General features: G+C 41.1%; 24 protein-coding genes, 2 tRNA genes and 1 pseudogene. 20 read left to right on the top strand and 7 right to left on the bottom strand.

The window, feature by feature from the left end; genetic code table 11:
* The first annotated feature begins 95 nt into the window (after positions 1-95).
* A complete protein-coding gene (locus tag AC0L6R_RS08950; RefSeq protein ID WP_473270882.1) occupies positions 96-389 on the top strand; it encodes a PaaI family thioesterase in 294 nt (97 codons plus the stop codon).
* A gap of 19 nt (positions 390-408) precedes the next feature.
* Positions 409-822, top strand: coding sequence for a hypothetical protein (locus tag AC0L6R_RS08945; RefSeq protein WP_473270881.1), 414 nt, complete (start codon positions 409-411; stop codon positions 820-822).
* Positions 823-833: 11 nt separating this feature from the next.
* Here the strand turns inward: AC0L6R_RS08945 and AC0L6R_RS08940 are convergent, their stop codons facing one another.
* Complete coding sequence (locus AC0L6R_RS08940) at positions 834-1,337, bottom strand: RNA methyltransferase (protein WP_473270880.1); 504 nt, start codon at positions 1,335-1,337, stop codon at positions 834-836.
* Between the two features lie 106 nt (positions 1,338-1,443).
* Here AC0L6R_RS08940 and mutS point away from each other — a divergent pair.
* The 5 genes and pseudogenes from mutS to AC0L6R_RS08915 all read left to right on the top strand — a co-directional run bounded on the left by mutS (position 1,444) and on the right by AC0L6R_RS08915 (position 6,326).
* A pseudogene (gene mutS, locus AC0L6R_RS08935) lies at positions 1,444-4,054 on the top strand (DNA mismatch repair protein MutS).
* 45 nt (positions 4,055-4,099) lie between these two features.
* Positions 4,100-4,897 (top strand): LuxR C-terminal-related transcriptional regulator, encoded by a 798-nt coding sequence (locus AC0L6R_RS08930; RefSeq protein ID WP_473270879.1) that lies wholly within the window; start codon positions 4,100-4,102, stop codon positions 4,895-4,897.
* A 137-nt stretch (positions 4,898-5,034) separates the two neighbouring features.
* Positions 5,035-5,107 (top strand) — tRNA-Gly (locus tag AC0L6R_RS08925).
* A 67-nt stretch (positions 5,108-5,174) separates the two neighbouring features.
* Positions 5,175-5,258: transfer RNA gene (locus AC0L6R_RS08920), tRNA-Leu, on the top strand.
* A 201-nt stretch (positions 5,259-5,459) separates the two neighbouring features.
* On the top strand, positions 5,460-6,326 hold the full coding sequence (locus AC0L6R_RS08915) for a mechanosensitive ion channel family protein (protein ID WP_473270878.1): 867 nt from the start codon (positions 5,460-5,462) through the stop codon (positions 6,324-6,326).
* Here the strand turns inward: AC0L6R_RS08915 and AC0L6R_RS08910 are convergent.
* Entirely contained in the window at positions 6,321-6,788 is a 468-nt protein-coding gene (locus AC0L6R_RS08910; RefSeq protein ID WP_283411961.1) for a pyrophosphohydrolase domain-containing protein, read from the bottom strand. The two genes, AC0L6R_RS08915 and AC0L6R_RS08910, sit on opposite strands and share 6 nt — an antisense overlap.
* A 232-nt stretch (positions 6,789-7,020) precedes the next feature.
* On the opposite strand from AC0L6R_RS08910, the gene dapF reads away from it, so the two are divergent.
* The 8 genes from dapF to AC0L6R_RS08870 all read left to right on the top strand — a co-directional run bounded on the left by dapF (position 7,021) and on the right by AC0L6R_RS08870 (position 16,446).
* Entirely contained in the window at positions 7,021-7,794 is a 774-nt protein-coding gene (dapF, locus tag AC0L6R_RS08905) for a diaminopimelate epimerase (protein ID WP_283411962.1), read from the top strand.
* Positions 7,795-7,892: 98 nt separating this feature from the next.
* Positions 7,893-11,273 (top strand): preprotein translocase subunit SecA, encoded by a 3,381-nt coding sequence (gene secA, locus AC0L6R_RS08900; protein WP_473270876.1) that lies wholly within the window; start codon positions 7,893-7,895, stop codon positions 11,271-11,273.
* Positions 11,274-11,280: 7 nt separating this feature from the next.
* On the top strand, positions 11,281-11,532 hold the full coding sequence (locus AC0L6R_RS08895; RefSeq protein WP_473270875.1) for a hypothetical protein: 252 nt from the start codon (positions 11,281-11,283) through the stop codon (positions 11,530-11,532).
* An 82-nt stretch (positions 11,533-11,614) separates the two neighbouring features.
* Positions 11,615-11,830 (top strand): hypothetical protein, encoded by a 216-nt coding sequence (locus AC0L6R_RS08890; protein ID WP_473270874.1) that lies wholly within the window; start codon positions 11,615-11,617, stop codon positions 11,828-11,830.
* Positions 11,811-13,001: a M20 metallopeptidase family protein gene (locus tag AC0L6R_RS08885; RefSeq protein WP_473270873.1), complete on the top strand. Its 1,191-nt coding sequence runs from the start codon at positions 11,811-11,813 to the stop codon at positions 12,999-13,001. The genes AC0L6R_RS08890 and AC0L6R_RS08885 overlap by 20 nt, the downstream gene beginning before the upstream one ends.
* A 62-nt stretch (positions 13,002-13,063) precedes the next feature.
* The gene (locus tag AC0L6R_RS08880; protein WP_473270872.1) at positions 13,064-13,831 is read left to right on the top strand and encodes a S1/P1 nuclease; all 768 of its coding nucleotides are present in this window, start codon (positions 13,064-13,066) and stop codon (positions 13,829-13,831) included.
* Between the two features lie 85 nt (positions 13,832-13,916).
* Positions 13,917-15,773 (top strand): tetratricopeptide repeat-containing sensor histidine kinase, encoded by a 1,857-nt coding sequence (locus AC0L6R_RS08875; RefSeq protein ID WP_473270871.1) that lies wholly within the window; start codon positions 13,917-13,919, stop codon positions 15,771-15,773.
* Between the two features lie 22 nt (positions 15,774-15,795).
* Positions 15,796-16,446 carry a response regulator gene (locus AC0L6R_RS08870; protein WP_473270870.1) on the top strand — a complete coding sequence of 217 codons (651 nt, stop codon included), beginning with the start codon at positions 15,796-15,798 and terminating at the stop codon, positions 16,444-16,446.
* 21 nt (positions 16,447-16,467) lie between these two features.
* Here AC0L6R_RS08870 and AC0L6R_RS08865 read toward each other — a convergent pair whose 3' ends face one another.
* From AC0L6R_RS08865 to ruvB, 3 genes are read right to left on the bottom strand one after another with little or no spacing between them, the layout of a single operon-like run.
* Complete coding sequence (locus AC0L6R_RS08865) at positions 16,468-16,758, bottom strand: helix-turn-helix domain-containing protein (protein WP_473270869.1); 291 nt, start codon at positions 16,756-16,758, stop codon at positions 16,468-16,470.
* Positions 16,748-17,098, bottom strand: a complete 351-nt coding sequence (locus AC0L6R_RS08860) for a type II toxin-antitoxin system RelE/ParE family toxin (RefSeq protein ID WP_473270868.1) — start codon at positions 17,096-17,098, stop codon at positions 16,748-16,750. The genes AC0L6R_RS08865 and AC0L6R_RS08860 overlap by 11 nt, the downstream gene beginning before the upstream one ends.
* Positions 17,099-17,154: 56 nt before the next feature.
* The gene (gene ruvB, locus AC0L6R_RS08855) at positions 17,155-18,189 is read right to left on the bottom strand and encodes a Holliday junction branch migration DNA helicase RuvB (RefSeq protein ID WP_473270867.1); all 1,035 of its coding nucleotides are present in this window, start codon (positions 18,187-18,189) and stop codon (positions 17,155-17,157) included.
* A gap of 122 nt (positions 18,190-18,311) precedes the next feature.
* On the opposite strand from ruvB, the gene AC0L6R_RS08850 reads away from it, so the two are divergent.
* The 5 genes from AC0L6R_RS08850 (at position 18,312) to acs (ending at position 24,325) form a co-directional block, all read left to right on the top strand.
* Positions 18,312-19,382: an FAD:protein FMN transferase gene (locus AC0L6R_RS08850; RefSeq protein ID WP_473270866.1), complete on the top strand. Its 1,071-nt coding sequence runs from the start codon at positions 18,312-18,314 to the stop codon at positions 19,380-19,382.
* 90 nt (positions 19,383-19,472) lie between these two features.
* Positions 19,473-20,228 (top strand): ZIP family metal transporter, encoded by a 756-nt coding sequence (locus AC0L6R_RS08845; RefSeq protein WP_473270864.1) that lies wholly within the window; start codon positions 19,473-19,475, stop codon positions 20,226-20,228.
* 187 nt (positions 20,229-20,415) lie between these two features.
* Entirely contained in the window at positions 20,416-20,679 is a 264-nt protein-coding gene (locus AC0L6R_RS08840; RefSeq protein ID WP_283411972.1) for a DUF4212 domain-containing protein, read from the top strand.
* 19 nt (positions 20,680-20,698) lie between these two features.
* On the top strand, positions 20,699-22,384 hold the full coding sequence (locus tag AC0L6R_RS08835; protein ID WP_473270863.1) for a sodium:solute symporter family protein: 1,686 nt from the start codon (positions 20,699-20,701) through the stop codon (positions 22,382-22,384).
* 48 nt (positions 22,385-22,432) lie between these two features.
* Positions 22,433-24,325, top strand: coding sequence for an acetate--CoA ligase (gene acs / locus AC0L6R_RS08830; protein ID WP_473270862.1), 1,893 nt, complete (start codon positions 22,433-22,435; stop codon positions 24,323-24,325).
* A gap of 57 nt (positions 24,326-24,382) precedes the next feature.
* Here acs and AC0L6R_RS08825 read toward each other — a convergent pair whose 3' ends face one another.
* On the bottom strand, positions 24,383-24,556 hold the full coding sequence (locus AC0L6R_RS08825; RefSeq protein WP_473270861.1) for a hypothetical protein: 174 nt from the start codon (positions 24,554-24,556) through the stop codon (positions 24,383-24,385).
* A gap of 93 nt (positions 24,557-24,649) precedes the next feature.
* Positions 24,650-24,892, bottom strand: a 243-nt coding sequence (locus tag AC0L6R_RS08820) for a DUF4403 family protein (protein ID WP_473270859.1), incomplete at its 5' end; no start/stop codon positions are given.

Below are 24,892 nucleotides of genomic sequence, written 5' to 3'. Positions count from 1 at the left end.
CACCTCTGGAAACTGGCTTGGAGGAATCGCTTCTGGAAATTGAAAAGGATTATATCAAAGATCTACTTACACGGTCACTGCAGCAATGAGTAACCCTGCCAAGAATTCTTCACGGTGGTGTAGCTTCGTTGATGATGGATGACGTGATCGGAATGGCAAACTTTGCTGCGGGTTCTGAATTTTTGATGACCAGTATCAATCTGAACGTTGATTTCTTGTCATCTGCAAGAATTGGTGAAAAACTTGAAGTTTCTGCCAAATTAATTCGTTCTGGTGCAAACTTAAATCATTGGGAAGCCGTAATCACTAAAGATTCAGGTAAGCTGGTAGCTAAAGCCAGTTCAAACATGATCAAAACGCATGTAAAACTCAGCGATCTTGGATTTTAGACAACTTAATTTTAAGCAAATGAAAAAAATTGTACTCATTGCCTGCTTTTGCCTATTTTCATCGGTCGCATTTTCACAAACTACCATTACTTTCCACCAAAGCAACCTCCCTTTTTTAGGAGTTAATTACCAATTTGGTGAGAAATTTATACCTGAATTTAGATTGGGGACTGATCAATATATTGAAGATCTTTCAGCAGAACTTGTAGCAAACTACATTTTTAAAAAGAAAGATAATTTTGAATTTTATGGAGGAGCTGGTTTTAGAGTTGGAAGTTTTGATGGAATAGTAATTCCTGTGGGGTTAAATATTTATCCTTTCGATCAAAAGGACTTTGGCTTCCATATAGAAGGAGCTCCAATTTTAGGTTTTAGTGATGATTCCTTATTCCGAGGGTCCTTTGGTATTCGATACCGTTTCAGCAAAAACTAAAACTGCTCCATTTACACCATCAAATCCCAAACCGCTATTCCTAGCGAAACGGAAATATTCAAAGAGTGCTTAGTACCCAATTGTGGGATTTCCAACACCGCATCACATGCATTAAGCACTTCTTCTTCTACCCCAAAAACCTCATTTCCGAACACCAACGCGTATTTTTTTCCTTTTTCGGGAATAAATTCATTCAACATCACCGAGCGATCTACTTGTTCAAGTGCACATATTTGATAGCCTTCAGATTTTAATTTATCCATTGCCAGCATAGTATTGAGACAATATTCCCATTCCACTGATTCGGTTGCACCCAAAGCAGTTTTCTGAATATCACGATGAGGTGGAGTACCGGTAATTCCGCAGAGGTAAATTTTTTCTACACCAAATGCATCTCCTGTTCTGAAAGCAGAACCCACGTTATTTAAGCTGCGAACATTGTCCAAAACGAGCACAATAGGCGATTTATCCATTTCTTTAAACTCCTCGACTGATACTCTTTCGAGCTCTTCCATGTCTTAATTTTTTCATGCTTTTTTGTTCTGCTTTATGAATGGCTTATTTTTCGACTTTATTCCCAGAGTGAATTTTCGAAATTACGTACAAAAGTAAGCATACCCCATGAGTAAGTCTAAAGACGGCAAAGAAACGCCTTTAATGAAGCAGTACAATGCGATCAAAGCCAAGCATCCTGGTGCGTTATTGCTGTTTCGGGTTGGGGATTTTTATGAGACTTTCGGTGAAGATGCCGTTCGTGCCAGCAAAATTCTGGATATCGTGTTGACCAAAAGAGCTAACGGTTCCGCATCTCATATTGAGCTTGCTGGTTTTCCTCACCATTCTTTGGATACGTATCTACCGAAATTAGTCCGTGCAGGAAATCGTGTCGCTATCTGTGATCAGCTCGAAGATCCAAAGTCGGTAAAAGGAATCGTGAAGCGTGGAGTTACAGAATTGGTGACACCAGGTCTTTCATTTAATGACCAGGTGTTAGAGACACGAAAAAAAAACAATTACCTCGCTTCAATTTATTTTGGAAAGGACAAGCATGGAATCGCATTTCTGGATCTTTCTACGGGTGAATTTATGTGTGCGGAAGGCTCTGCTTCTTATCTAGAAAAACTGATACAAAGCTTTGCTCCAGCAGAAATTATATTTTCCAAAACTGCTAAAAAAGCTGCTTCAGACCTATTAAAGAATGATTTTATCACATTTCACTGTGAGGATTGGGTGTATCAATATGACTTCACGTATGAAAAACTAAAGACACATTTTGGCACTGCTAACCTTAAAGGGTTTGGTGTAGAAGAGCTGGAAATGGGGATCGTAGCAGCGGGTGCGATTTTGTATTATCTGGAAGAAACTGAGCACAAGGAGATTCAGCATATTTCTTCGATTTCAAGAATAGCAGAAGAAAAATATGTCTGGCTGGACAAATTCACCATTCGAAACCTAGAATTGGTTTTCCCTCAGCACGAAGGCGGTATTCCTTTGATCAATATCCTGGATCAGACGGTGACGCCCATGGGCTCTAGAATGATGAAAAAATGGATGGTGCTACCGCTAAAGGAGAAAGCAGCCATCGTGGAGCGTCAGAACGTAGTCGAATTTTTCTACCAAAATTCTGCTCTGATAGAAGAAATGGTCGATCCACTAAAGCATATCGGCGATCTGGAGCGATTGATTTCTAAGGTAGTTGTAGGTCGTGCAAATCCCCGTGAGATCAATCAGATCAAACGTGCGCTGATTAACATTCAGCCGATCAAAGAGCTTCTAAAAAACCAAAAGAACCCTACCCTAAAAAGGCTTTCGGATCAGCTGCACCCTTGTGAGTTCTTACTGGAAAAGATTAATACAGAGCTCAAGGAAGATGCGCCCATGCTCACTCACCAAGGTGGAATAATTAATGACGGTGTAGATTCGGAATTAGATGAATATAGAGGTCTAGCGAATACAGGTAAGGATTTTTTGGTGCAAATCCAGCAGCGGGAAGTTCAGAAAACAGGAATTACTTCTTTGAAAATTGCTTTCAACAAGGTTTTTGGGTATTCCCTGGAAGTTAGTAACGCTCACAAAGACAAAGTTCCTGCGGAGTGGATTCGTAAGCAAACGCTAGTGAATGCGGAGCGATACATCACTTCCAGAATTGAAAGAATACGAGGACAAGATCCTGAATGCAGAAGATAAAATGATTGCGATTGAGCAGCGATTTTTCTTGGCATTGGTACAAGAGACCGCTCAATATGTAACGCAAATTCAACAGAATGCTCGAGTGCTAGGAACACTGGATGTGTTACTTTCCTTTGCCCAAGTTGCACTTTCCAACGGGTATTGCAGACCAAAAATTTCCGAAACAGAAACACTTGAAATCAAAGATGGCCGTCATCCAGTAATTGAAAAACAGCTGCCTCCAGGCGAAAATTACGTTCCGAACGACATTTATCTGGATCATGATTCTCAGCAGATCATGATTATCACAGGTCCTAATATGGCTGGTAAATCCGCTCTGTTGCGTCAAACGGCTCTCACAGTGCTGATGGCTCAAATGGGTAGTTTTGTACCTGCGTCCTTCGCGAGAATAGGTATTATCGATAAGGTTTTTACGCGTGTAGGTGCATCGGATAATCTCTCTAAGGGAGAATCGACCTTTATGGTGGAGATGACCGAGACGGCAAGTATTCTAAATAATCTATCAGATAGAAGTCTGGTTCTGATGGATGAAATCGGAAGGGGAACGTCAACTTACGATGGGATTTCCATTGCTTGGTCTATCGTGGAGTACTTGCACAACCACCCTACCTTCCGGGCAAAGACACTTTTTGCAACGCATTACCATGAATTAAATCAATTGGCTTCTGACTTCCCCAAAATCAAGAATTTCAATGTCTCGGTAAAGGAAGTTGGAAACAAGGTGATTTTCATGCGTAAACTGAAACAAGGAGGTAGCGAGCACAGCTTTGGTATCCATGTGGCCCAAATGGCGGGAATGCCTAATCCTATAGTGTTGAGGGCAGCTGAGATTATGTCGCACTTGGAGAAGGACAAGGCTATGGCGGAGCAAAAGGAAAATGTTAAATCCATTCCTAAAAATAATTATCAGCTAAGCATGTTCGAGATGGATCCAAAGATGAAGGAAGCAAAAGAGCTGATTGAGGGAATAGATATTAACGCAATTTCTCCGATTGAAGCACTCTTAAAATTGCATGAGATCAAAAAGAAAATTGAAACATAAGATGTTTGTTTTCGTGTCTTATCTGAAAAATAAAATGATTTTTTCATGGATAAAGTATTGCTAAAAGATTTGCGGAAGCAAAATAAATACACTCAATTTTTTCAGGAGTGGAAAGAGCAGGAGTTTCAAGACCATCCAGAAGAAGACCATAAAATGGAGCAACTCGAGCAATTGAGCCAGAATATTGGCATGCAGGAAGGTCTTACGATTGCCTGCTTTGACTATAGAAAATTGAGTTTGGCTTTTTTCACGGGCAATGTAGAGGAGTTGACAGGCTATCCAGCAGCTATGTTTCGTTCGCAAGGAATGGAAACTTCCTTTGCAATGATACATCCTGAAGATAGAGAGGAGCTTTTCCGCTTTCAGAAAATTGTTTTCGATAACTTCCATCAACTCACTTTGGCTGAGAAGCATACCTTTGAGTTTTCATACACCACGCGTTGGGTTCATCGAAAGACGAAAGCCATTTCTTGGATGCTGGGAAAAGTAAGACCTTATTTAATTGATTCAGCGGGGAATTTTGCGATGGACTTGCATATCATAGTGCAAATGCACAATCCACCTAAATCTGGTGGGTACGATTGGAATTATTCCTACCAAAAAGCAGATGAAACTAGAGTATTTGTGAGTAAAAACTCTCCAAATAGCCGTGTGGTTTCTCTCACCAAAAAGGAAAAGGAAATTGTTGATCTGATTCTGGATGGTAAAAAGTCCAAGGAAATTGCTGCACACTTAAATATTTCAGTGAATACTGTAGGGACTCATCGGAAAAACATCCTTAAAAAGCTCAATGCCCGAAATTTGGGAGAAATGGTAAAAATATTATCTAGTTATCCATTTTGATACTTGTCTGTAAATCAACGGTAAACTCCAGTTTTTTTAGAATGTGTGAAAAAAATAACGAATGAATGCTTGCGATTTTATTAATGACGCTTACCTTTGCATCCACAATTCAACTGGATCACGTTTCAGTTAACAACGCGAGAGTAGCTCAGCTGGTAGAGCACGACCTTGCCAAGGTCGGGGTCGCGAGTTCGAATCTCGTCTCCCGCTCAAAAAGCCCTTGATTCAAGGGCTTTCTTGTTTCAAGAAAACAGTAGCTCCAAAAAGCTGGAGTGAAGCCGGGATGGTGGAATAGGTAGACACGCAAGACTTAAAATCTTGTGGCCGTAAGGCCGTGCGGGTTCGATTCCCGCTCCTGGTACATAAGCCTCACAGAAATGTGGGGCTTTTTGTTTATAAAGGATTTGTTTCAATTGACGCAGAGTCTTCAGAATAATCTGGCTTCTGAGCTTTTTTGGTTTAACACGATTATCCATTTCAGATCACTTTTACTTTTTAAGATTGATATAAATGAATTGTAATAATTTTACCAAGCACGGCCATTTTTCGTATTTTGAGACCTATGAAAGAATTAGAATTTTTGTCTACTGATTGGCCTACTGTAAAGCATTGGCTGATTATAGGAGGAATCGCTCTTGCCACTTTTCTGATTTTCCTTTTTACTCGCAGGAAATCAAGAACGCTTTTAAGTAGAAGATTGGTAAAGCGAATGGATGACGATCTGCTTGCGAACTTTCTAGCGGGAATTTTTGGCTCTATTGTGATTCTGATTGGCTTGCTGGTCGTCTTTAGGATTATTGGGTTGACAGGTGTCATCTCAGGAATGTTGGCAGGTGCTGGGATTTCTGCCTTTATCATAGGTTTTGCATTAAAAGATATTGGAGAAAATTTCTTGGCAGGAATTATTCTGGCTTTCAAAAGACCATTTCGGGTAGGTGATATCGTTGATATTAACGGGATGAGAGGTCAGGTGCTGACTTTGAATCTTCGGGATACTCAGATTAAAACTGGCGACGGAAAAGATGTTTTTATTCCAAATGGGATAATCCTGAAAAATCCATTGATCAATTTTACCATAGATGGGTTTCTTCGCTATGATTTTATCGTGGGATTGGATTACGGCTCGGATTATTATGCCGCTATTGAAGTGATCAAGTCCGCAATCGTAGAGGTGCCTGGCGTGTTGGATAGTTCCAAATTACCTTCAGTGTGGGTAACCGAGATGGCAGAAAGCACACTGAATATTCAGGTAACTTTTTGGGTTAACACATTTGATCGAGCGATATCTGACGCTATTGTTAAAAGCAGCGCGATTTTGATGGTGTTGACCGCATTAGAAAAGGCCGGCTTTAATATGCCGGCCCGAATTATAGAATTGAAGAATTATCAGGGTAAGGAGTTGAAAACCTCCGTCCCTAATTCCTTATGATTTGATAATTCCAGCTAAATCTGCTGGAGAATAAGCTACTGATTTCAGTGTTTTTCTATCGCCTTCCCTGAACACTAAGAATAAATCTCCTTCTTTTTCATAGAAGCATTCTGTCCCTTTTGCATTGTAGTGCGCCACAGTTGCTTTGGCTTCTTCTTCTGTTTTACAAGCTTTACTCATATTAGAGCGTTGTACTTCGTCGAAGAGCGTTTTGAATTTTTCGCCAAGTCCAAACTCCAAAATCGCCCCAGACAATACGTATTGCAAGTCACAAAGCGCATCAGCCACTTCGACCAAGTCATTGTTTGCAATAGCCTCTTCCAGCTCTTTCAGTTCCTCGGCCAAAAGAGAAACCCTAAGATCACATCTAACTTTCTCAGGGATAGTTGGAGATGGTAAAACCGGGTGTTTGAAAGTTTCGTGAAATAAAGCTACAGAGGTAAGTGACTTAGGATCTTGCATAATTTTGTAATAATTGAAAGCCTGAAATAACTAAAAAAGAACCGGTTTTCCGGACTTTTGCCCTGCGAATTCTAACTACCCTCAGGAGAATAAGAATTTAGCTAAGACAGTTTTCTGTCTTATTTAAAATTGAGAATCAGACAATAAGTCTGATTTTGTGACAAGATGTTTAAGTTTGTGGTGATACATTGGCTTGGATGAGTTTTTGTCCCACTATTCACAATAATTTTCCATGGAAATCTCATTTTATAAATATCAAGGAACCGGCAATGACTTCGTCATGATCGATGATCGTGACCAGAAATTTGACGATTCTGATTTGAATCTAGTCTCAAAGCTTTGTGATAGAAGATTCGGAGTCGGGGCTGATGGATTGATTTTGATCAGAAATCATAAAGATTATGATTTTGAAATGATCTACTTCAATGCCGATGGTAGCCAGAGTATGTGCGGCAATGGTGCACGATGTGCAGTTGCATTTTCCGCATTTCTAGGGATTTTGGATAAAAAGACGAGTTTCCTGGCCATCGATGGAGCTCATAAGGCGATTTTGATAGATGGTTTGGTGCAGCTGTTGATGGGAGATGTAGCAGGCGTGGATAATAAAGGAGCAGATTTCTTTGTTAATACAGGTTCTCCGCACCATGTTCGCTTTGTAGATGATGTTCAAAACTATCCTATTTTCGCAGAAGGTAAAACCATACGCTACGATCAAATGTATGCTCCAGCAGGCACCAATGTGAATTTCGTGGAGAAAATAGGTGAAGATGAAATCTTTGTCCGTACGTATGAAAGAGGCGTTGAAGACGAGACGCTTTCTTGTGGAACTGGAGTTACTGCTGCTGCAATTGCCTTTGGAAAAAACCAGCAAGCAGCCGAGATAAAAATAAAAACCCTTGGCGGTCAATTATCAGTGAAATTTAAAGCTTCCGAAAATGAAAGTTTCAGAGAAGTCTGGTTGATTGGGCCCGCTCAGCAGGTTTTTGCCGGAAAAATAAGTGTTTGACAAATTTTTGAGTTCTCTTTAGATGAACTCGTTTTATTATCAATTATAACAAAAAGGGCTTAATTTTGAGCCTCAAAGTAGAATTACAATAAGCTAGCATGTTAGATATAATAGCAAAAGGACTTGCAAAAGTATTTGGAACCAAGTCCGACAGAGATATTAAGGAACTTCTCCCAATCGTCAAGCAGATTAATGATGTTTTTTCTGGATTAAAGAGCCTCAGTGATGACCAATTGCGTGCTAAAACGGAGGAAATTAAAGCTGAAATCAACACTCACCTAAAGGAGTTTGATGATAAAATCAGTAGCATCAGAGCTAAGGTAGAAGACTTGCCTGTGAAAGCTATTCATGAGAAGGATCAGCTTTTCAATCAGATCGATCAGGTCGAAAAAGAAAGAAATGAAGCACTTGAGGTTGTTTTAAATAACGTTTTGCCGAAAGCTTTCGCGGTCGTAAAAGAGACAGCGAGACGTTTTAAAGAAAACGGAAAGCTAGTTGTAAGAGCGAATGACCGTGATCGAGAGCTATCTGCAAGTAAGCAGAATGTAGAAATACAAGGAGATGAGGCGATCTGGCATAATAGATGGATGGCCGCCGGTTCTGAAGTTGTATGGGACATGGTTCACTACGATGTTCAGCTGATCGGTGGTATGGTGCTTCACAAAGGTAAAATTGCCGAAATGGCCACAGGTGAAGGTAAAACGTTGGTTTCGACTCTACCTGCTTACCTGAATGCGCTTGCAGGACTTGGTGTACACATTGTTACTGTAAACGATTATTTGGCAAAACGTGACTCTGAATGGAATGCGCCACTTTTTGAATTCCACGGATTGACGGTGGATTGTATTGATAAATTCACTCCAAATTCAGCCGGTCGAAAGAAGGCATATAAATCAGATATCGTTTATGGTACCAATAACGAATTTGGATTTGACTACCTGAGAGACAACATGGCTCGTGAAGCCGGAGATTTGGTTCAGGGCAAGCATCATTTTGCAATGATTGATGAGGTCGATTCCGTTTTGATTGATGATGCGAGAACGCCATTGATTATTTCTGGTCCTGTGCCTAAAGGCGATGTTCACGAGTTTGATGACATGAAGCCAAGAGTAGCTACACTTGTTGATGAGCAACGCAAGTTGGTTCAGGGCTTTTTGACCTCGGCTAAGAAAATGCTTGCTGATGGCAATGAAAAAGAGGGAGGCTTGGCTTTATTCCGTGCATTCCGTGGTATGCCAAAATATAAGCCATTGATCAAATACCTTTCTGAACCAGGCATTAGAGTAATTCTACAGAAGACAGAAAATTATTACCTACAGGACAATAAGCGTCAAATGCCAGAGGCAGATGAGCCACTTTTGTTTACTATAGATGAAAAAACAAACGTAGTCGATCTGACAGATCGTGGTATCGAGACGATGACTACTAAAAATGAAAACACAGAATTCTTCATACTCCCTGATATCGGAATTGTGATTGCTGATTTGGAGAAAGAAGAAGGTCTTTCAGATACCGAAAAGCTTGTCCGTAAAGAGGAGGCAATCAAAGATTACAGCGTAAAAGCACAACGAATCCATACTGTAAATCAACTTCTTAAAGCATACTGTATGTTTGAGAAGGATACTGAGTACATCTTGGTAGATGGAAAAGTGAAGATCGTAGATGAGCAGACTGGTCGTGTGATGGAAGGTCGTCGTTATTCTGATGGATTACACCAGGCCATCGAAGCGAAGGAAAATGTGAAGGTGGAAGATGCCACGCAGACTTACGCTACCATTACCCTTCAGAACTATTTCAGAATGTACCATAAGCTGGCTGGTATGACTGGTACAGCGGAAACGGAAGCTGGGGAATTCTGGGAAATTTACAAATTGGATGTAGTAGTAATACCTACCAATAAGCCGATTATCAGAGCTGACCGAGAAGATAAAGTCTACAAGACTGTTCGTGAGAAATTCAACGCTGTCGGTGACGAAATCAATGAGCTAGTTGCAGCTGGAAGGCCTGTTTTGGTGGGTACCACTTCGGTAGAAATTTCAGAGGTACTGAGTAGAATGCTTACTTTAAAGAAGATTCCACATCAGGTATTGAATGCAAAGCAGCACGCTCGAGAAGCTGATGTGGTTGCCATTGCCGGTCAAGCGGGCACGGTAACTATTGCAACTAACATGGCTGGACGTGGTACAGATATTAAGCTTTCTCCAGAAGCTAAAAAAGCTGGCGGTTTGGCCATCATAGGTACAGAGCGCCACGAATCCCGTCGTGTTGATAGACAGCTGAGAGGTAGATCTGGACGTCAGGGTGATGTGGGTTCTTCCCAATTCTTCGTGTCACTAGAGGATAGCTTGATGCGTCTATTTGGTTCCGATCGTATTGCAAAGTTGATGGATAGAATGGGCCTTGAAGAAGGAGAAGTGATTCAGCACAGCATGATTTCCAAGTCTATCGAACGTGCGCAACGAAAGGTGGAGGAAAACAACTTTGGCACCAGAAAGAGACTACTTGAGTACGATGATGTGATGAACTCACAGCGTGAAGTCGTTTACAAGAGAAGAAGAAATGCGCTGAAAGGAGAAAGACTTGAGCTGGATATTCTGAACGTACTCTATGATGTATGTGAAGGCTTAGTGGATATGGGCAAATCAACAGCAGATCCTGAGGATTTCAGAATGAACGTATTCACTACCTTGGGTATAGATTATAATGTCACTGAAAATGACCTCAAAACCAAGGACGCAGGTCAATTGACCCAAGAGCTATATACTGCATCTTTTGAGGCATATCAGAAGAAAAGCGAAACAATGATGAGTACAGCTCTTCCGATTTTCAAGAGAGTGCAGGAGGAAAGAGGAGCTACTGTGAAAGATATTATGGTTCCGATTTCTGATGGAATCAAACAAATCGGAGTAGTTGCAAATCTTGAAGCGACAATTAACTCTGAAGGTCGAGAGCTAGTACGAGCGATAGAGAAAAATGTATCACTTGCTATCATTCATCAAAACTGGAAAGAGCATTTGAGAGATATGGATGATCTAAAGCAGTCGGTACAAAATGCCGTTTATGAGCAAAAAGATCCGCTGTTGATCTACAAGTTCGAGGCATTTGAAATGTTCAAACGCTTCATCGGTAAGCTGAATGAGGACATGACCACATTCTTGACTAGGGCAGACTTGCCTAAGCAAGATCCAAATCATGTGCATGCAGCAGCTCCTCAACATACTTCAGAACCTCAAATACAAGCTTCTAAAGCTGAGGCAGGAAGCACTCTAAACCCAGGTGCAAACCGAGCAGCAGTCGCAGCATCAAATGCTGGAAGACCAGCTCCGCAGGTAGTTGCTCCTAGAAAATCTGATAAAGCTTACGGAAGAAATGACAAAGTTTCTGTTCAATACACAAATGGAACTACCAAATCTGACGTGAAATATAAAAGTGTGGAACAGGATGTGCAGGAAGGAAAGTGTGTAATCATCGACAATTAAGCAAAGCATGAGAATTTTCTGGATTTTAGGATTGGTATTGATTTTAGCGAGTTGTAAAACCACTAGCAAAACGTCTAGTTCTGCCTCCAGCTATGCGAATTATCAGGAGAACCTTACTGCTTCTCTTCCGGTATACCCGGATTACCGTGCGCAAATGAGCTCCAAATCATCTTTCGAATCCGCAGAATCTACTGAGGCGATCGATGAACAACTTGATCAGATTCAGGCAAGCTTGGTAAGTAAAAAGAGTCGATTCTGAGCCATACTTTAATGGCTATTCCGTCTTGGTTTATTCAGGTATTGATCGCAACAAAGCTTTCAAAACCCGTGATGATTTAACCATGAACTTTCCTGATCTGACGCCACAAATGCAATACGAACAGCCGAGATATTTGGTGAAAGTTGGAAAGTATGCACACAAAATAGAGGCTCAAAAAAGCTTCGCAGAAGTAAAAACACAATTCCCAACAGCGAGAACCACTCAAGATCGCTTTCAGCGTGAAGAATTCAAGACGCTAAACGAACTCAATCAAGAAGATGTTGAAGGACAAAATTAAATCTCTGGCTAAGGCCTATAAAGAAGAAGTAATTGCAAACCGTCGTCATCTTCATGCAAATCCCGAACTCTCTTTTCAAGAGTTCAATACGGCAAATTTTGTAAAGGAAAAGCTTCAGGAAATCGGAATTACCACGATAGAATCCAAAGCGGATACTGGGTGGGCAGCATTGATTGAAGGCAAAAACCCTAGTAAACGGGTTATAGCTCTTCGAGCGGATATGGACGCACTGCCGATCATTGAGGCAAACGATGTTTCCTATAAATCTAAGAACCCAGGTGTCATGCATGCCTGTGGTCATGATGCGCACACTGCCTCTTTACTAGGTGCTGCCAAAATCCTAAATGAAGTCAAAGATGACTTTGAGGGCACAATCAAATTGATTTTTCAACCAGGCGAAGAAGTTGCTCCAGGCGGGGCTTCTTTGATGATTGCTGATAAAGTACTAGAGAATCCACGTCCAAATGGAATAATCGGTCAGCATGTGATGCCTTTTATAGAAGTTGGCAAAGTCGGCTTCCGACCTGGAATTTACATGGCTAGTGCGGATGAAATCTATGTGACTGTAAAGGGAAAAGGCGGTCATGCGGCAATGCCTGAGACCTTGATCGATCCAGTTTTGATCGCTTCTCATATGATTGTTGCGCTGCAGCAAGTAGTGAGTCGAGCCGCTAGTCCAAAAATCCCTTCTGTTCTTTCTTTTGGAAGAGTGGAGGCACTTGGTGCTACCAACGTGATTCCTAATGAAGTTAAAATTCAGGGGACATTCCGTACTCTGGACGAGGAATGGCGAGCTAAAGCTCATGAGAAAATGCTATCAATTGCTCACGGAATCGTGGAAGGTATGGGTGGAGAAGTTGACTTTGAGATTAAGAAAGGTTATCCATTTTTGAAAAATGATCCAGAATTGACACAAAGATCTCATCAGGCGGCTATTGCATATCTGGGCGAAGAGAATGTGCTGGATTTGGATATTTGGATGGCAGCGGAAGATTTTGCCTTTTATTCTCAAGAGATTGAAGGATGTTTTTATAGACTGGGTACGCGAAATGAGTCCAAGGGAATTACCTCAGGAGTCCATACTCCTACATTTGATATTGATGAAGATGCACTGGAGATAGGTGCAGGATTGATGGCATTTTTGGCGGTTTCAGAACTTGAAAAAGCATAATCTTACAATAACCTTCATTTCTCTTTATTGAAGTATCTTCGCCTTTCTCATCCTAGACGAAAATGAAAAAATTCCTTGCTACCGCAATTTTTGTTTTACTTATAGCTACGCAAAGCTTTGCCTGGGGGCAGTTGGGCCACTATTTGATCGGCTATATGGCCGAAAAGCAGATGAAAAGATCTGTTCGAAAGAAGGTCGAGAAAGTTCTATACCCCATGTCTATAGGCAGAAGCGGAACTTGGATGGATGAGATTAAGTCTGACAGATCCTTTGATTATGCTAATTCCTGGCATTATATGACTAGTGTCGCAGGGGAATATGATGAATCCATTCAGGAGAGAGGTGGAAATGTTTATGCCGAAATTAATCGAATTAAACAAGAGCTGAAGGCTGGTGGTCTTGATCCGAAAAAGGAGGCTGAAATGCTTAAAATGCTCATTCATATGGTAGAGGATATTCACCAACCGTTACACGTGGGAACTGGTGAAGACCGTGGTGGAAACGATGTGAAGGTTGATTATTTCGGTAAACCTACGAATCTCCATGCAGTTTGGGATTCCAGTATAATTGAGGGCTGGAATATGAATTATACCGAAATCGGTGATGAACTCTCTAGACGGATTAATAAGGATTTGATTGCTGGATATCGCGTAGTTGGGATGGATACCTGGCTTGCAGAGGCAGTTTCCTTAAGACCGATGGTTTACAACCTTCCAGAAAGCAAGAAGCTTTCCTATAATTATGGGTACGATACCCGAGAGGTAATCGAAGAAAGATTAATTGCCGCAAGCATACGCTTGGCGAAGATTTTAGAAGAAATCTACGGGTAAGGATAAAAATATTTCTTTAAATGCCGCGGGACCTATGTAGGCCAACGGCATTTTTTTGTATTTTAACAGTCATAAACGCTGATAAATGCAAAGACTTTACACCCTAAGTCTCTTCTTTATTCTAATTTGTTCAACTGCTTTTTCTCAGGACCTGAGGAATCGGCTTGGTAGGACTTATTCCAATCCAGACTCTGTAGATATCATTTTCGAACTTGAAAAGGAGAATTTACATTCGGCGAACGACAGCGGGATCTACTATTTTTTTGTTGCTGAAAAGTATAATCGAGCTTTTGAGAACACACTTGCACATGAGACTTTTTTGAAATCTGCTTCACTTCTCGACCCCAAAGAAAGTAATGATTTGATCAGCTTGTGTTACATCCGACTGAATCGTTTGGAAGCGAATTCAGGCAACTGGGATCAAGCTCTTTTCTATTCTCAAAAAGGACTGGAAAATGCCACCGTAGGATTGGATAGCAATTATATGGGTTATGCCCTGTTGGATATTTCTGTGGTCTATCATGATATGGAGGATTACCCCAAAGGAGTGGAGTATGGAAAGAAAGCTCATGAATTGCTTACAGAATATAGTGATGGGAGCCCAACTTTTGTTGCGTTTTCACTTAATGCAATCGCCATTAATTTTGATGACTGGGACAAGCCTGATTCCGCGCTTTTTTATCACTACAAAATCTTTGATAACATTGAGAAGCTGGACAGTTCCAGGATCACTTTTACTTTCAATAATATTGGAAATACCTTATTGAAACAGGAAAAATACGAGGAAGCAGCCCAGTGGATTCAGACGGCTGTCAGTTTAAACAAGAAAGATCAGGATCAATACAGTTTGGCAGCCAACTATACTAATTTGGCGACAATTGCCTATAAGCAGCGGGATTTTGCGACAGCAGAAGTAATGATGGATTCTGCCTACAAATATGTGGTAGAATCCCAATCCACAGAGAAAATGAGGGATTATCTGGAGGAACAATATCAATTCAATAAGGCTAAGGGAAACCTAGTAAGTGCCATGGATTACCTCGAGCAATATTCCACGTTGAAAGATTCCATCTTTAAGGAAGAGCGAGTGAAAATGCTGGGAGAATTGGAGGCAAAGTATCAGGTTCAAACCAAAGAAAGAGAGCTTGCCGAATCACGCGCCGCATTGGTAGAAAATGAGTTACTAGTCAAAAACAGGAACAATCAGATTTTACTACTTGTGGTATTTCTACTGATAATTCTAGGCGTAGCATTTTTCATTTATTATCGTCAAAAAACCAAAAATAGGCACTTGGAGCAGGAAGCCAAGTTGCAGCAAATCTATGCCGAACAAGAGACTCAAAAGCAACTTCATGAGCAGCGCAATAGGATTTCCTCAGACCTTCATGACAATATCGGAGCTCAGTTGACTTTCATAGTTTCTTCCTTGGACAATCTAAAATACTTCGAGCTGAGTAAGGAGAAAATGGCGGGGAAAATTGACCAGATATCTGCCTTTACAGTGGAGACGGTTAATGAGCTCCGTGATACCATCTGGGCAATGAATAAGGATAATATCAGCTTGGGTGATTTACAGACTAGATTAGCAGGTTTGATCGCAAAAGCAAAGTCTGCCTGTCCTCAAATCAATTTTGAGCTGGAAATTCCTGATGACTTAGAAATGGACTTGTTGCTTAATTCTTTGGAAGGAGTGAATTACTATCGCGTGGCTCAGGAAGCTTTGAATAATGCCATCAAGCACTCTGGAGCAAGTCAAATTAAAATTGTTTTTTCTAAGCAAAATGAGCAAATCCGAGTTTGCATCGAAGATAATGGCAAAGGCATAGATCAGACAGGGATTGGAAATGGCCTAGGTAATATGCGCAATCGTGCTGAGCGAATTGGGAGAGAATTGAAAATTGAATCTGCCCTTGGTCAAGGCACACAAGTTTGTATCTTTTAGAGACTTATTAAATCTAATTAACATGCCTATAAAAATTGCCATAGCCGAAGACAACAGTTTTTTACTCAAGGCCATTTTGGATAAACTGTCTTTTTTTGAAGAGCTAGAAGTGAAATTTTCCGCTGTAAATGGGATCGAGCTCTTAGAAAAATTGGAAAAGGATTCCAATGTTCACTTGATTCTGATGGATATAGAGATGCCCAAAATGAATGGAATAGAGGCAGTGGCTCAGGTATCTCAGAAGTATCCCCAGATCAAGACGATCATGTTGACTGTCTTCGATGACGATGAGCATATTTTCAAAGCGATACAAGCAGGAGCAAATGGCTATTTCTTGAAGGAGGTGGATCCAAAAACACTTCATCAAGGGATCATAGATACTTTAGAAGATGGTGCTGCAATGACACCTTCAGTAGCAATGAAGGCTTTAAAACTTCTCCGTAACCCTCCGGATTTTTCAGAACCGGTGGAGGAGATCAAGTTGACGGCGCGAGAAATCGAGATCTTGGAACAAACTTCAAAGGGGCTCAATTACAATCAGATCGGCGAAAACTTGTTTATTTCTCCGAAAACAGTTCGAAAGCACACGGAGAATATCTATCAGAAATTGCAGGTTCACAGCAAGCTCGAAGCGGTTCAGAAAGCTGTGAAGAATCGGATAATTGAGGGGTGATGAAATTTTAGGCTTTTAATACTAAAGCTCAATAGATATTTTGACTTTTCCCCCTAGTCCTTTTTCTACGATGTCAAATAAAGTTTTTAAAGTTAAATTGCTTCCATTATTTTCAATCCTTGAAATGTATTCTCGTTTTCTATCCACGAGTTCTGCAAGTTCAGATTGAGTCAATTTCCTTTCTTCTCGCGCTTTTCGGAGTAGCAAACCAATTTGAAAACTTTCGAAATCTCGATCTAATTGATCACGTCGTTCAGTGCCTTTTATGCCATAAACGTCGTCTTTAATATTTCTCCAACTTTTAGTTTCCATCATCTTCTTTTTGTCTGTAATATTCAGCCATTAATTTTAATGCTTTTTCAACTTCTCGTTTTGGTGTCTTTTGAGTCTTTTTCTGGAATCCGTTTAATAGAACTACCAATTTTCCGTTATCGAAGAAGCAGAAAACTCGCCAAATGTTACTACCTAATTGAATTCTAGCTTCGTACAAGCCATCAGTTCCAACGATAGGTTTAAGGTAATTTTGAGGAACGCGTTCTAGTGTTTCAATTGCTTCAATAATTTTGAAGATTTTGTCCTGAACCTTTTGAGATTGAGAATTTAAAAAATCTTCAAAATAATTTTTAAAAGCGATGACCTTTCTAACCTTCATTAATAATGTAACTTATAAGTTACAAATATATTACTTATAAACTGAATTCTATATATTTAAATACCCTCAAACAACCCGCCCATTCCCTGAGCTGGTTTAATCTTCAAGTGCTTATAAGCCAATTCAGTTGCCATTCTACCACGGGCGGTTCTTTTCAAATAACCCTCCTGAATCAAAAAGGGCTCATATACTTCCTCGATAGTCTCAGCTTCCTCACTACATGCCGTAGCAATAGTACTCAAGCCTACCGGCCCGCCTTTGAATTTTTCGATTATAGTCAGCAGAATTCGATTATCCATTTCGTCCAAGCCATTTACATCCACATCCAAGGCATCCAAAGCGATTTTAGAAATCTCCAGTGTAATCGTTCCGTTTCCTTTTACTTCTGCAAAATCACGTGTTCTGCGAAGCAGCATGTTCGCAATTCTTGGCGTTCCCCGACTCCTTCTGGCTATTTCATAAGCTGCGATTTCATCTATTGGTGTTTGCAAAATGCCTGCAGATCGTGTTACGATATCTGTCAATAATTTCGCATCGTAATATTCCAATCGGGAATTGATCCCAAATCGCGCACGAAGAGGAGAAGTCAGCAATCCCGAGCGAGTAGTCGCTCCAATCAGCGTAAATGGACTTAGAGAGATCTGTACCGAACGTGCATTAGGGCCAGAATCCAGCATGATATCGATCCGGAAATCCTCCATCGCTGAGTACAAGTACTCTTCCACAATAGGGTTTAGTCTGTGTATTTCATCTATAAAAAGGACATCCCCTTCATCCAGATTGGTCAGCAAACCTGCGAGATCTGAAGGTTTATCTAGCACTGGCCCGGAAGTGATTTTTAGGCCAGCATTCAGCTCATTTGCGATAATGTGACTCAGCGTTGTTTTGCCCAAGCCTGGAGGGCCATGCAAAAGCACATGATCCAATGGCTCATTTCTGTTTTTTGCCGCCAGTACAAATACCCGTAAATTCTCTACGATCTTGAACTGTCCCGTAAAATCCTCAAAGCTTAAGGGTCTTAATGCTTTCTCGAAATCCTTGTCTTTTGGGCTTAGACTTTCGTCATCGCCACTTAAATAATCTTCTCTCATAGTTTATCCGTACGCACACAAATATAGAAAAATACGAACGCCTTCTTCTCCCTTTTTGAATTGCTAGCTTTCCTGCGAAACCCAAAAATAAGCCTTAAATTTGCCCTCAAATTCATAAGCTCATGCGCCCTAACGCCCGTAAAAACATCATTTATTCCATTGTTCTTCTAGTTGCTATAATGCTGGTTTACTCATGGCGGAATCGTGACCAGACCGATACAGAATTGACGGAAACTATAGTTGCGGTTGCTGGGAAAATGTCGATTTCGGGTAAAACCATGGGGACAACTTATAACATCACCTATCTGGATGAGGAAAGCCGTGATTTACAATCTTCAATTGATTCTCTTTTGATTGTTTTCAACCAAAGCCTTTCTACTTACATCCCGGACTCTGAGCTAAGCAAGTTCAATTTAGGAGACACTATCGATTTTAACTTGCCCTATTTACTCCCGGTTTTGCAGGAATCTAAGGTTGTTTTCGAAAACACAAATGGAGCTTTTGATCCGACGGTAGGACCTCTTGTGAACATCTGGGGTTTTGGCCCAAGCGGACCAGAACTTAAGGACAGCGTGGATATTAAAAATTTGCTGGCGACCGTGGGCTTTTCTAAAATCGAATTTGATCAGAAGCAGCTTCGCAAAAAAGTGTCAGGTATTTACCTTGATTTTTCTGCTATCGCAAAAGGTTATGGGTCCGATGTAGTTGCTGACTTTTTGAAAAATAAAGGAGTATCAAATTACCTCGTGGAAATCGGAGGCGAGCTTGTCGCAAATGGGACAAACGAAAAAGGTGAGCTTTGGAAAGTTGGTGTCAATCGTCCAGAGGAATCCTCCAATGCCTCAGACTTGATCAGTATCATCGCTTTGCAAAATCGTGGAATGGCTACTTCGGGAAACTATAGAAATTACTATGTGCGTGATTCTGTAAAAATCTCACATACCATCAACCCTGCCACAGGTTATCCTGTTAATCATACTTTGCTCAGTGCGACTGTTTTGGCCGATAACTGCATGACTGCAGATGCCTATGCTACGGCAATGATGGTGATGGGAAAAGACAAAGCCATCGCCTTGGATTCTGCACTTAGTGAAATAGAAGTATTCTTGATTTACGATGATGGGCAAGGAGGATTTAAGACTTTTGCAAGTGAAAGCTTGAAGCCATTCTTGTCTTTTGTACAGGAAAATTAATTTTAAATGCAACATTATTGAATTTTATTACCTTTGCCTGAGTTATCACTTTCTCCTTTTCACCAGAAAAAAGAAAAGTAACTCAGGCCGATGGAATTCAAATTTTTACTTTTATTTCTCACAGCGATGATCGCCGGATCATTGGTACTTTTTGCTCCCAATTTCAGAGAGAAATACTTTCGTCTGGTTCTGGTATTTGCTGGCGCCTATCTCTTTGCGATTACCATTCTCCATATTTTGCCCGAACTCTTTGACAGTGGATTTTCCAGTAAAAGAATGGGGTTGTACATTCTGATCGGTTTTTTGCTACAGCAATTGCTGGAATTCTGGTCCAGTGGAGTTGAGCATGGGCATATTCACGCACATGAGCATCAGGGTAGCAAAGCGATGACAACCATTATGGTAGGCTTGTTTATTCATGCTTTTCTGGAGGGGACTTTGCTTTCCCATGGAGAATTGATGGATCAAGGAGAGCATGTCCTTGGCCATGTGCACAATAGCAAAACGGTGTTACTGGGGATAATTCTACACAAAGGACCTGCGGCATTTGCATTGGCAGCGGTACTTTCCAGTTCTTTAAGTAAAAAGACAACTTTACTATTACTGACGCTTTTTGCTTTGGCTTCTCCGCTTGGGATGATGTCAAGTTCATTTTTATTTGAAAGTGGAATTCTCGAAAAGCAAGGAATAGGAATTTTATACGGTTTAGTAGCAGGTGGTTTTTTGCATATTTCTACCACGATCTTTTTTGAAAGCAGCCCTCATCACAAGTTTCAGCTCAACAAATTGTTAGTGAGTTTTCTCGCTGCTGGTCTGGCAATTCTGTCAGAGTTTTTTATGAAATGATTAGCTTTTTACAGCACTCATTTTTGAAGGATTAATCCATAATGGTATCGGCTAAGTTTTTCAAAACTTAGTTATTTTCTATCAATACGGTTAGTTTTTGAATATTTCATAGAAAACAGTTTGCATTCCTACGGTTGCATTGACTAGTTTCAAGGGATTATTACGTTCTCAACCTAAATCCCAAAATATGCCCACACATAATGACAAAATGAAAGCTTACTGGAGGAAAAACCTCCAAACCCTTTTTATACTCTTACTCGTCTGGTTTATCGTTTCTTTCGGCTGCGGCATTCTTTTCGTCAATGAACTTAATGAATTTCGACTTGGCGGATACAAGCTTGGATTCTGGTTTGCCCAGCAGGGGTCAATTTTCGCTTTTGTGATTCTGATTTTTGTATATGTAGTTCGGATGAACAGGTTGGATAGGGAATTTGATGTGGACGAGGAATAACTTTTTGAACTGACAAACTATGGAAATTTTAACCTGGACCTACATTCTAGTAGGCTTATCTTTCGCACTTTATATTGGCATTGCTATCTGGTCTAGAGCTGGATCTACCCAAGAATTCTATGTTGCTGGTGGCGGGGTTTCTCCCTTGGCTAACGGTATGGCAACTGCTGCGGACTGGATGTCTGCTGCTTCCTTTATCTCTATGGCCGGCATCATTTCCTTTGCGGGATATGATGGCTCGGTTTATTTGATGGGCTGGACTGGTGGCTACGTTTTGCTTGCACTTCTACTCGCTCCTTATCTTCGGAAATTCGGCAAGTTCACCGTTCCGGACTTCGTGGGAGACCGGTATTATTCTAAAACTGCTAAAGTGGTTGCAGTGATCTGTGCCTTATTTATCTCTTTTACTTATGTAGCTGGGCAAATGCGAGGCGTTGGAATCGTATTTTCCAGATACTTGGAAGTTCCTATCGAATGGGGTGTGGTCATCGGGATGTGCATAGTTTTCTTCTATGCTGTTTTGGGTGGAATGAAAGGTATCACTTATACTCAAGTAGCGCAGTATTGCGTGTTGATCTTCGCGTACATGGTACCTGCGATTTTCATTTCCATGCAGCTGACAGGAAATGCGATTCCTCAACTTGGTCTAGGAGGATCTGTAGCAGATGGAACTCCGCTTCTCGATAAATTAGATGGAGTGCTCACTGAGCTTGGTTTTGCTGCTTATACTTCCGGAAGGAAAAGTATCACGGACATGTTTATGATCACGTTGGCTTTGATGGTGGGGACGGCTGGTTTGCCACATGTGATTGTTCGCTTTTTCACCGTCCCTAGAGTGAAAGACGCAAGACTTTCTGCGGGCTATGCTTTGGTATTTATTGCTATTCTATACACCACTGCTCCTGCGATAGCTGCATTTGGAATGTATAATGCTATAGAAACAACTTCAGAGAAGAATATTTCTGAGCTTCCTGAGTGGATTGCTACTTGGCAAAAAACAGACCTGATCAAAGTAGATGATAAGAATGGAGATGGGAAAGTCCAATATGTCGCAGATCCGGATGCAAACGAGCTGACGATTGATAGAGATATTATGGTGCTGGCAAGTCCAGAGATTGCCAAACTGCCAAATTGGGTGGTTGGTTTGGTTGCTGCTGGAGCGATGGCAGCTGCACTTTCTACAGCTGCGGGCTTACTTTTGGTGATCTCTACTTCTGTTTCCAGAGACTTATTTAAGACGTTCAAACCTGAAATTTCAGATAAAAAAGAATTAAGAATTGCCCGATTTGCAGCTGCTGGAGCAGTACTTCTTGCGGGGTATTTTGGAGTAAACCCTCCTGGGTTTGTCGCTCAAGTGGTTGCTTTTGCCTTTGGCTTGGCCGCTGCATCGTTCTTTCCTGTCATTATTATGGGTATTTTCTCTACGAGAATAAACAAAGAAGGCGCTATCGCAGGAATGATTACCGGCTTGGTATTTACAATTGCCTATATCGTTTATTTCAAATTTATCAGCCCAGAGATGAATACTGCGGATAATTGGTGGTTTGGAGTATCTCCTGAAGGAATAGGATCTATAGGTATGATTCTTAATTTTCTAGTATGTGGGATTATTTCCCACTTGACGCCACCACCACCTCAGGAGGTGCAGGACATGGTGGAGGAAATTAGGATTCCACGTGGTGCTGGTAAAGCGCAGGATCATTAAATTAGGGCAGATTTAACCCGAAATTGAAAACAATAAACCAAGATTATCATGAGTGACAGAATTCATACCCTCAGCGGGTACCTCTACGAATACCAAAAAAGTGTAACCCAGCCTGAGGAGTTTTGGGCTAGAATTGCAGATTCATTTCACTGGAGAAAACGCTGGTCTAAGGTATTGAAATGGAACTTCGACGAGCCTGATGTAAAGTGGTTTTTGAATGCAAAACTCAACATCACAGAAAATATTTTTGAACGTCACCTGTTTACTATTGGTGATCGCCCAGCAATCATCTGGGAAGCAAATGACCCTAATGAAGCAGGAAGAACGCTTACTTACCGTGAGCTTTTTTATGAAGTAAATCGCTTTGCAAATGCGCTGAAAAGGAAAGGAATAGGTAAAGGGGATAAGGTTATTATCTACATGCCAATGGTGCCGGAAGCAGCTATTGCAATGCTTGCCTGTGCCAGAATAGGTGCAATTCACTCCGTTGTGTTTGCTGGTTTTTCCAGTTCAGCTTTAGCAGATAGAGTAAATGATTGCGAGGCAAAAGCAATTTTAACTTCTGATGGAAATTTCCGCGGAAGTAAGAAAATCGCTGTAAAAGCAGTCGTTGATGAGGCTTTAGAGAAATCATCAATAGAAACAGTAATTGTATACGAGCGAACCAAACAAGAAGTGACCATGAAAGAGGGTCGCGATTTCTGGTGGCATGATGTGATAGCCGAGGAGTCTCAGGAATGTGTCGCTGAAGAAATGGACAGCGAGGATATGCTTTTCATTCTCTACACTTCTGGATCTACAGGTAAGCCTAAAGGCGTGGTTCACACGACAGGAGGATACATGGTGTATTCCCAATATTCCTTTGACAATGTTTTCCAGTATTCTGAGGGTGATGTTTATTGGTGTACTGCAGATGTAGGATGGATTACTGGGCATTCCTACATAGTTTACGGACCACTTTTGGCAGGTGCTACTACGCTGATGTTTGAAGGAGTTCCGACTTTTCCTGATGCAGGCAGATTCTGGGCGGTGGTGGAAAAGCATAAGGTTAATGTCTTCTATACCGCTCCTACGGCAATTAGAGCGCTCCAAGCCTACGGAACTGAGCCAATCCAGAAATATGATTTAAGCTCCTTGAAGGTCTTGGGCTCAGTAGGTGAACCGATCGATGAAGAAGCCTGGCATTGGTATCACACACATATCGGCAAAAATAAATGTCCTATCGTGGATACTTGGTGGCAAACTGAAACTGGAGGAATTATGGTTTCGCCGATTGCTGGAATCACTCCTACCAAACCAGCTTACGCTACGCTGCCACTTCCGGGGGTTCAGCTTTGTATCGTGGATCCAGAAGGAAATGAACTGACAGGAAACTCTGTGGAAGGCAATCTCTGCATTAAATTCCCATGGCCGGGCATGATTCGTACGACATACGGGGATCATGAGCGTTGCAAGCAAACTTATTTTTCTACCTACAAAGGAATGTATTTCACAGGTGATGGTGTGAAACGTGACCATGACGGATATTATAGAATTCTTGGCCGTGTAGACGATGTGATCAATGTGTCTGGCCATAGAATGGGAACTGCAGAAGTGGAAAATGCGATTAATGAGCATCCAAAGGTGATTGAATCCGCAGTGGTTGGTTATCCACATGAGGTCAAAGGTCAAGGAATCTATGCTTATGTAATTGCTGATTTGACTAATCGTACGGAGGATAATCTGATCAATGAGATCAAGGAAATGGTTTCTAAGATCATCGGCCCAATTGCTAAGCCGGATAAAATCCAACTTGTCCCAGGTTTGCCTAAGACTAGATCAGGTAAGATCATGCGTCGTATTCTTCGTAAAGTAGCTGAAGGCTCACTTGATAATATGGGAGACACCAGCACTCTGCTTGATCCTGATGTAGTGACGAAGATTATTGAAGGGAAAAAGTAAAGTTAGAATCAAGACTTAAGAGCCAAGACTTTAGAATAAAGAGTCTTGGCTCTTTTTCTAATCTTTTGGAGAAGAATCATCCTGCTCTTCGTCCATTTGAATAGATGACACAATAGAATCGGCAGAGTCCATTTCTTGCTTAGAGAAATTGTGCACGCCAACCATGAAGGCCACAATCAAGGCCCAAAATAATAAGCGGGCAGGTCTGAAAAACTTGTGGAATGTTTTCATTGGTATTGATTTACAGAAACCCACCTATTATTATTCCAATTATCAAAGCTGTCAACATGGCAGAGAATCCAAGTTTCGCTGTTCTATACTACCTCATTTCCACTTCACATCCACTTCTCCACTGGCTTTCATATGAATTACCAATTCTTTCGCCATTGGGTAAAATCCGGAAGGCTGAATAGTGAGGTCAGCAATTTTTAAATTAAGGATTGGGGTACTAAGACCCAATCGTTCTGTGATACTCCCTAAGCTTTCTTCCAAAACATCCCCAATAGGGAAAATGGCTTTGTCTTCGATCCTACGAATAATCTTGCGTTTTTTCAACCCAACTCCAGT

Source organism: Algoriphagus sp. 10J20-15 (genome assembly GCF_055809615.1).
Note: the sequence above shows the minus strand (reverse complement) of the source record. Positions and strands in the feature narration are given on the sequence as shown.